Below are 7,500 nucleotides of genomic sequence, written 5' to 3' on the forward strand. Positions count from 1 at the left end.
TCGGTTATAAGTTTGTAGGTGAAAAGGTTGAAAAATGATAAGATCCTCTTCCTTATTTCATTACAACTTATCATTTGCGGCCTTTTAAATATACACATGGACCCAAAAATCAAAATATTTTTATTTATTACTCTCATCTTAATTACAATATATCTTTTCTTTTCAAGAATAAAATTTATTCAAAGTCGCAAATCAATGGTCGCTAAATTAAGCCGTGCACTTAAAGGGAATTTACAAACGAGGCTATTCACAAATAACGACCGTTCATTAAATAATATCGTGTTTTCAATAAACGAATTAATGACTGCATTAGAAAAGGGTCAGATTGAAGCAAGGAAATCCCAAGAAGCTAGAAAACAACTTTTATCTAATATCTCACATGATATCCGGACACCACTCACTTCTATTATTGGATATATTGATGCTTTAAAAGATGATGTCGCTACTTCTGAAGTCGAAAAGCAAGAATATCTTGAAATACTTTATAAGAAATCGAATGACTTAAAACATCTGGTCGATGAAATCTTTAATATGGCCAAGCTAGATGCTGATGAATTTCCATTAAAAGAAGAAGAACTCGATTTTTCTGAAGTTACTAGAGAAGTATTAATCGAATTTTTACCCGAGCTATCAAAACATAACATTGAACTACAAGTTCTCATACCAGAATCTACTTCTCCTATTATTGCAGATCACCTTAGCCTTATACGAATTATAGGTAATCTAATAAAAAACGCTATCCATCACGGAAAATCCGGAAAAATAGTAGGAGTCGAATTACTAGAAACCAATACAGAATATGAGCTTCTTATTTGGGACAAGGGACCCGGTATTCCAAAACATGATTTACAAAACGTATTTAAGCGGATGTACCGCAGCGAACAATCAAGAAATCCTTCTTACGGTGGTAGTGGCCTCGGACTTTCTATTTCTAAAGCGCTCGTTGAAAAAAGTGGTGGGCGTATATGGGTTGACAGTATTCCCCGGGAACGGACTACTTTTGGTTTTTCCGTCCCAAAACACACTACTTTTAAGAAATAGTTAAGAAATGATTAATATACAGTTAAACCTTCCTTTTTATTATGTAATTAAGAACTTATAGAAAGTAGGTGCCCCCTATAAATACAATTATAAAAACGACAAACCTTACTAAAGTTTATGGGAACCAAAAGTCAGTAGATAATCTAAATATAAATGTACAGCAAGGAGAGATTTATGGATTCATAGGGCGTAACGGTGCTGGTAAAACAACTACAATCCGTATGCTGCTTAGTCTTATAAAACCTACAAGTGGAAATATAGAAATATTTGGTGAGGATTTACTTCGGAATCCAAAAGACATTTTAAGAAGAATTGGTTCTATCGTTGAAGTCCCAGGATTTTATGAAAACTTAACTGCAAGAGAGAACTTATTAATTAATGCAAAGATAATTGGAGTTCACAAAAGGAACGCAATTGAAGAAGCATTAGAAATTGTAGGCTTGCAGCACGAAACAAAAAAATTAGTAGGAAAATACTCTTTAGGAATGAAGCAACGTTTAGGAATTGCACGTGCTCTTCTCCATTATCCTGAACTACTCATACTAGATGAACCAACTAACGGACTAGATCCAATCGGTATTAAAGAAATGCGAAAACTCATTAAATCTTTAGCTCAAGACAGAAGTATAACGATACTCATTTCTAGTCATATATTAGCTGAGGTGGAACAACTAGTCGATCGTATGGGAATTATTCATGAAGGCAGGTTATTAGAAGAAGTTTCTCTTGATACACTGCGTAAAGCCAATCGTAAGTACATAGAATTCCAGGTAAATAATGATAATAAAGCTGCGATGCTATTAGAAAAGCATTTTCAAATTTTTGATTACGAGGTACATGATGAAGGAAATATTCGCGTTTATTCTCACTTTGGACAGCAAGGACACATTAACAGAACGTTAGTTCGTAATGATATTGAAGTATTAAAAATTGTGATGAGCGAAGATAGACTAGAAGATTATTTCACCAAACTAGTTGGGGGTGGCGCAATTGGTTAATCTGCTTTATACAGAACTATTAAAATTGAAACGATCCAATATGTTTTTGATTAGTATTATCGGAGCAGGTGTCGCGCCATTTTTAGTGGTTGTAGCTTCTTATATACACCTGAAGACAAAGCAGCCTACTCCAACTATTTTATTTGGTCAACTGTTCACTGAAGTTAACCTATACACTACTTTAATTATAGGATTCCCCTTATATGGAGTTGTAATCGCTTATCTATTTACCCGTGAATACACGGAAGATACATTAAAAAACTTGCTAACTATCCCAATATCACGTATTAACTTTATTATAAGTAAGTTTATCCTTCTATTCCTTTGGATCATGATGCTAACTTTAGTTGCTTGGGCGCTAACTTTATTATTAGGGCTAGTAGGTAGCTTCCCTGGGTTTAGTATCACCTTACTTTTAGGCTCTCTCGTAAAATTTTTAATATGTGGTGGACTTCTCTTTCTTTTGTCTTCACCTATTGTACTACTAACTCTTGTAATGAAGACCTATGTACCACCTATTATATTAACAATCATTATTACAATGACTAACCTTATGATCGTAAATTCAAAACATAAAGATCTATTCCCATGGACCGCTACTCTAGATATAGCAAATAACGAATTACAACCGACTTATCCAACAGAGTATTCTTATATCATCATTGCAGTAACAGCTATTTTCGGATTTATTACAACACTATTCTATTTTAAAAGAGTAGATATTCATTAATTTATAGGAGTGAAAATATGAGCGATCTTATCATTGCCTTCATACTTGGCATTGTAGAAGGGTTAGCTGAATTTTTACCCATCTCTTCTACTGGCCATCTTATATTAGTCGGACATTTATTAGGTTTTGAAGGAGAAAGGGCAAAAACGTTTGAAATTGTCATACAGTTAGGGGCAATTTTAGCTATCGCGATTTTATATCATAAACGCCTTGTTTCTTTATGTAATATTAAACCCCTTCTACGGAAAGAGAAAAAATTCAATGCATTACATGTTTTTTTCGGGGTGTTCCCAGCAGTAGTTATTGGCTTATTATTACATGATGTTATTAAAGCATACTTATTCCAGCCGTATACTGTCGTAATCGGACTTGTAGCAGGAGCATTTCTTATGATTTTTGCAGAAGCAAAAAAAGCAGAGGTAACCGCTTTTTCACTAGATGATTTAACATACCGTCAAGCATTAACAATTGGATTATTTCAATGCTTAGCGGTATATCCTGGCTTCTCAAGAGCTGGCTCTACTATTTCTGGAGGTCTATTAGCGAAAGTAAATTATAAGGCTGCATCTGAGTTCTCTTTTCTCATTGCTCTTCCTGTAATGGTTGGAGCTACAGGCTTAGACTTATTAAAAAGTTGGAAGTATTTAAGTGCGGATGATATTCCTATGTTTGCTATAGGATTCATTACCTCTTTTATAGTAGCAATGCTAGCAGTAGTAACCTTCCTGAAGCTTTTAAAAAAGATAGGTTTAAAACCTTTTGCATATTATCGTATTTTGTTAGCCATTGTATTTACACTTTTCGTATTGCTATAGCTTCATATAAGTCACATATTATTAAACCGATATTCAAGGAATATCGGTTTTTATCTATTTCACCTCTAGTATTACTCACTTCAATATGGCATAGTGGATAATAGATCAACTTTAATAATCCGAATATTCTTTACTTATAATCAATACTTCATTAAAATATGTAACGTTAAAAGCTATATTTGAAATCCGAACCTAGTAATAGCATTTCTTCTTTATACACATATACTGAAGTAAAAATAAGCACCTCAATTGATTGAGTCTACCCATTACACCACGATAGAACTAACGTTCTCATCCCTTTGTTATACATCACTTTTTCCTTGTTTCTATATTTATGGAAGAGAAGTACGTGTAGGTTATACACTGCCGGGCATTGATCCTAACTTTATTGCAGCCCAAATCACAAATAGACTACACACCATTACCATACGAAACAATTCGAAAATTAAACATCCCTTCTATTAATATGGGCGTCTACGGGAAAAATGGTCATAAATGGACAGAAAGAGTTTATAAACCATATTCCTTCAGCTTATTACTTTTATTAATCCGTAATACAACAATTCAGATTTTAAATGACTACAAAACTATTACAAATAAGCAACTTGCCCAGGGCTTATAAAAAAATGAACTTTAACTAAAGTGAGGTAAATATACAAATGAATCCATTAGCACAATCATATTGGGATACTTATTGGGGAAACAGTGACAAACCGGAATCTGTTACAGCTTGGCAATTTGGTGATTCTCCTGATTATCTCGCTCAATTAGTCATTGATGGTGTGAAAACCGCAACCTGCTCCGGCCATATTTTTTATGAATTAGAAAATGAACCACTACCAACAACTAACGATTATAGTATTGTACTTAATAGTCAGGATGAACCTGTAGCTATTATTAAGACAATAGAAGTAACTATAATGCCAATGAATGAAGTGACTGAAGAATTCGCTATCGCTGAAGGCGAAGGCGATCGTACCTATAGTTACTGGAGAGATACCCATATTCAGTTTTTCACAAAGGAACTAAGCGAGCTTGGTCTTTGTTTTTCTGAAGATATGCTGCTCGTTTGCGAACGTTTTAAGCTTATCGATGTAAAAAACAAAGTGAAGCTATGATAAATAACGATTTTACCGGAAGTCCATGCTATATAAATACATTTATCTTTAAACAAATAAGCTTGTTATCAATGGATTTCTTGAGCCATTAATAACAAGCTTATTTCATCAAACACAAATAACAAGCTTATTTCATCAAACACAAAAAAGACGAGTCATTCTGACTCGTCTTAAGGTTGCTTGGCGACGTCCTACTCTCACAGGGACAAGGTCCCAACTACCATCGGCGCTAGAGAGCTTAACTTCCGTGTTCGGTATGGGAACGGGTGTGACCTCTCTGCCATCATCACCAAACTATGAAGGCATATTCCTTCAAAACTAGATAACATTTGCTACATATTATATGGTTAAGTCCTCGATCTATTAGTATTCGTCAGCTCCACATGTCACCATGCTTCCACCTCGAACCTATCAACCTGATCATCTTTCAGGGATCTTACTAGCTTACGCTATGGGAAATCTCATCTTGAGGGGGGCTTCATGCTTAGATGCTTTCAGCACTTATCCCTTCCGCACATAGCTACCCAGCTATGCCCTTGGCAGAACAACTGGTACACCAGCGGTGCGTCCATCCCGGTCCTCTCGTACTAAGGACAGCTCCTCTCAAATTTCCTACGCCCACGACGGATAGGGACCGAACTGTCTCACGACGTTCTGAACCCAGCTCGCGTACCGCTTTAATGGGCGAACAGCCCAACCCTTGGGACCGACTACAGCCCCAGGATGCGATGAGCCGACATCGAGGTGCCAAACCTCCCCGTCGATGTGGACTCTTGGGGGAGATAAGCCTGTTATCCCCGGGGTAGCTTTTATCCGTTGAGCGATGGCCCTTCCATGCGGAACCACCGGATCACTAAGCCCGACTTTCGTCCCTGCTCGACTTGTAGGTCTCGCAGTCAAGCTCCCTTATGCCTTTGCACTCTACGAATGATTTCCAACCATTCTGAGGGAACCTTTGGGCGCCTCCGTTACACTTTAGGAGGCGACCGCCCCAGTCAAACTGCCCACCTGACACTGTCTCCCGGGTCGATAAGACCCGTAGGTTAGAATTTCAATACAGTCAGGGCGGTATCCCACCAGCGCCTCCACCGAAGCTAGCGCTCCGGTTTCAATGGCTCCCGCCTATCCTGTACAAACTGTACCAAAATTCAATATCAGGCTACAGTAAAGCTCCACGGGGTCTTTCCGTCCTGTCGCGGGTAACCTGCATCTTCACAGGTACTATAATTTCACCGAGTCTCTGGTTGAGACAGTGCCCAAATCGTTACACCTTTCGTGCGGGTCGGAACTTACCCGACAAGGAATTTCGCTACCTTAGGACCGTTATAGTTACGGCCGCCGTTTACTGGGGCTTCAGTTCAGAGCTTCGCTTACGCTAACCCCTCTCCTTAACCTTCCAGCACCGGGCAGGTGTCAGCCCCTATACTTCGCCTTACGGCTTCGCAGAGACCTGTGTTTTTGCTAAACAGTCGCTTGGGCCTATTCACTGCGGCTTTCCGTTAAGAAAGCACCCCTTCTCCCGAAGTTACGGGGTCATTTTGCCGAGTTCCTTAACCAGAGTTCTCTCGCACACCTTAGGATTCTCTCCTCGCCTACCTGTGTCGGTTTGCGGTACAGGCACCTTTTATCTCGCTAGAAGCTTTTCTTGGCAGCGGGGAATCAAAGACTTCGCTCCATAAGGAGCTTCCCCATCACAGCTCAGCCTTCACGATAAGCGGATTTGCCTACTTATCAGCCTAACTGCTTGGACGTGCACAACCAATCGCACGCTTCTTCTATCCTTCTGCGTCCCTCCATTGCTCAAACGATAAAGAGGTGGTACAGGAATATCAACCTGTTGTCCATCGCCTACGCCTGTCGGCCTCGGCTTAGGTCCTGACTAACCCTGAGCGGACGAGCCTTCCTCAGGAAACCTTAGGCATTCGGTGGACGGGATTCTCACCCGTCTTTCGCTACTCATACCGGCATTCTCACTTCTAAGCGCTCCACCAGTCCTTCCGGTCTGACTTCACTGCACTTAGAACGCTCCCCTACCACTGATACCATTGGTATCAATTCGCAGCTTCGGTGGTGTATTTAGCCCCGGTACATTTTCGGCGCAGAGTCACTCGACTAGTGAGCTATTACGCACTCTTTAAATGGTGGCTGCTTCTAAGCCAACATCCTAGTTGTCTAAGCAACTCCACATCCTTTTCCACTTAATACACACTTTGGGACCTTAGCTGGCGATCTGGGCTGTTTCCCTCTTGACTACGGATCTTATCACTCGCAGTCTGACTCCTAAGGATAAGTCATTGGCATTCGGAGTTTGACTGAATTCGGTAATCCGATGAGGACCCCTAGTTCAATCAGTGCTCTACCTCCAAGACTCTTACACTTAAGGCTAGCCCTAAAGCTATTTCGGGGAGAACCAGCTATCTCCAGGTTCGATTGGAATTTCTCCGCTACCCACACCTCATCCCCGCACTTTTCAACGTGCGTGGGTTCGGGCCTCCATTCAGTGTTACCTGAACTTCACCCTGGACATGGGTAGATCACCTGGTTTCGGGTCTACGACCACGTACTAAACGCCCTATTCAGACTCGCTTTCGCTGCGGCTCCGTCTCTTCAACTTAACCTTGCACGGGATCGTAACTCGCCGGTTCATTCTACAAAAGGCACGCCATCACCCATTAACGGGCTCTGACTATTTGTAGGCACACGGTTTCAGGATCTCTTTCACTCCCCTTCCGGGGTGCTTTTCACCTTTCCCTCACGGTACTGGTTCACTATCGATCACTAGGGAGTATTTAGCCTTG

The 7,500-nt window shown here is 40.1% G+C and carries 6 protein-coding genes, 2 rRNA genes and 1 pseudogene (2 of these 9 only partly in view); 7 read left to right on the forward strand and 2 right to left on the reverse strand.

What is annotated here, in order from left to right:
- The 7 genes and pseudogenes from ACP6L7_RS26760 to ACP6L7_RS26790 form a co-directional block, all read left to right on the forward strand.
- A protein-coding gene (locus ACP6L7_RS26760; RefSeq protein ID WP_097832697.1) for a response regulator transcription factor crosses the window boundary here: on the forward strand, positions 1-38 show its final stretch. It extends 676 nt beyond the left edge of the window; 38 of the gene's 714 nt are visible here — the last part of the coding sequence; its start codon lies off the left edge, out of view; its stop codon occupies positions 36-38.
- Positions 28-1,041 (forward strand): sensor histidine kinase, encoded by a 1,014-nt coding sequence (locus ACP6L7_RS26765; protein ID WP_141533535.1) that lies wholly within the window; start codon positions 28-30, stop codon positions 1,039-1,041. The genes ACP6L7_RS26760 and ACP6L7_RS26765 overlap by 11 nt, the downstream gene beginning before the upstream one ends.
- A 68-nt stretch (positions 1,042-1,109) precedes the next feature.
- The gene (locus ACP6L7_RS26770; RefSeq protein WP_097832695.1) at positions 1,110-2,039 is read left to right on the forward strand and encodes an ABC transporter ATP-binding protein; all 930 of its coding nucleotides are present in this window, start codon (positions 1,110-1,112) and stop codon (positions 2,037-2,039) included.
- Entirely contained in the window at positions 2,032-2,769 is a 738-nt protein-coding gene (locus ACP6L7_RS26775; RefSeq protein ID WP_141533536.1) for an ABC transporter permease, read from the forward strand. Before ACP6L7_RS26770 ends, ACP6L7_RS26775 begins: the two co-directional genes overlap by 8 nt.
- Before the next feature lie 17 nt (positions 2,770-2,786).
- The gene (bacA, locus tag ACP6L7_RS26780; protein ID WP_097832693.1) at positions 2,787-3,584 is read left to right on the forward strand and encodes an undecaprenyl-diphosphate phosphatase; all 798 of its coding nucleotides are present in this window, start codon (positions 2,787-2,789) and stop codon (positions 3,582-3,584) included.
- A gap of 421 nt (positions 3,585-4,005) precedes the next feature.
- Positions 4,006-4,206 (forward strand): annotated as a pseudogene (locus ACP6L7_RS26785) (peptidase M20); the annotation flags it as partial.
- Between the two features lie 37 nt (positions 4,207-4,243).
- A complete protein-coding gene (locus ACP6L7_RS26790) occupies positions 4,244-4,702 on the forward strand; it encodes an ASCH domain-containing protein (RefSeq protein ID WP_097832691.1) in 459 nt (152 codons plus the stop codon).
- A 178-nt stretch (positions 4,703-4,880) separates the two neighbouring features.
- Here the strand turns inward: ACP6L7_RS26790 and rrf are convergent.
- Both rrf and ACP6L7_RS26800 read right to left on the reverse strand, forming a co-directional pair.
- A 5S ribosomal RNA gene (rrf, locus tag ACP6L7_RS26795) occupies positions 4,881-4,996 on the reverse strand.
- 49 nt (positions 4,997-5,045) lie between these two features.
- Positions 5,046-7,500: ribosomal RNA gene (locus ACP6L7_RS26800) — 23S ribosomal RNA — on the reverse strand (it continues 467 nt past the right edge of the window).

Origin of the sequence: Bacillus silvicola (assembly GCF_050524305.1) — a bacterium.
GTDB classification, from domain to species: Bacteria; Bacillota; Bacilli; order Bacillales; family Bacillaceae_G; genus Bacillus_A; species Bacillus_A cereus_AT.

Bases quoted from the DNA above. Each gene is read 5' to 3' on its own strand.
- ACP6L7_RS26790 (WP_097832691.1), top strand. From the start codon at position 4,244: ATGAATCCATTAGCACAATCATATTGGGATACTTATTGGGGAAACAGT.
- bacA (WP_097832693.1), top strand. From the start codon at position 2,787: ATGAGCGATCTTATCATTGCCTTCATACTTGGCATTGTAGAAGGGTTA.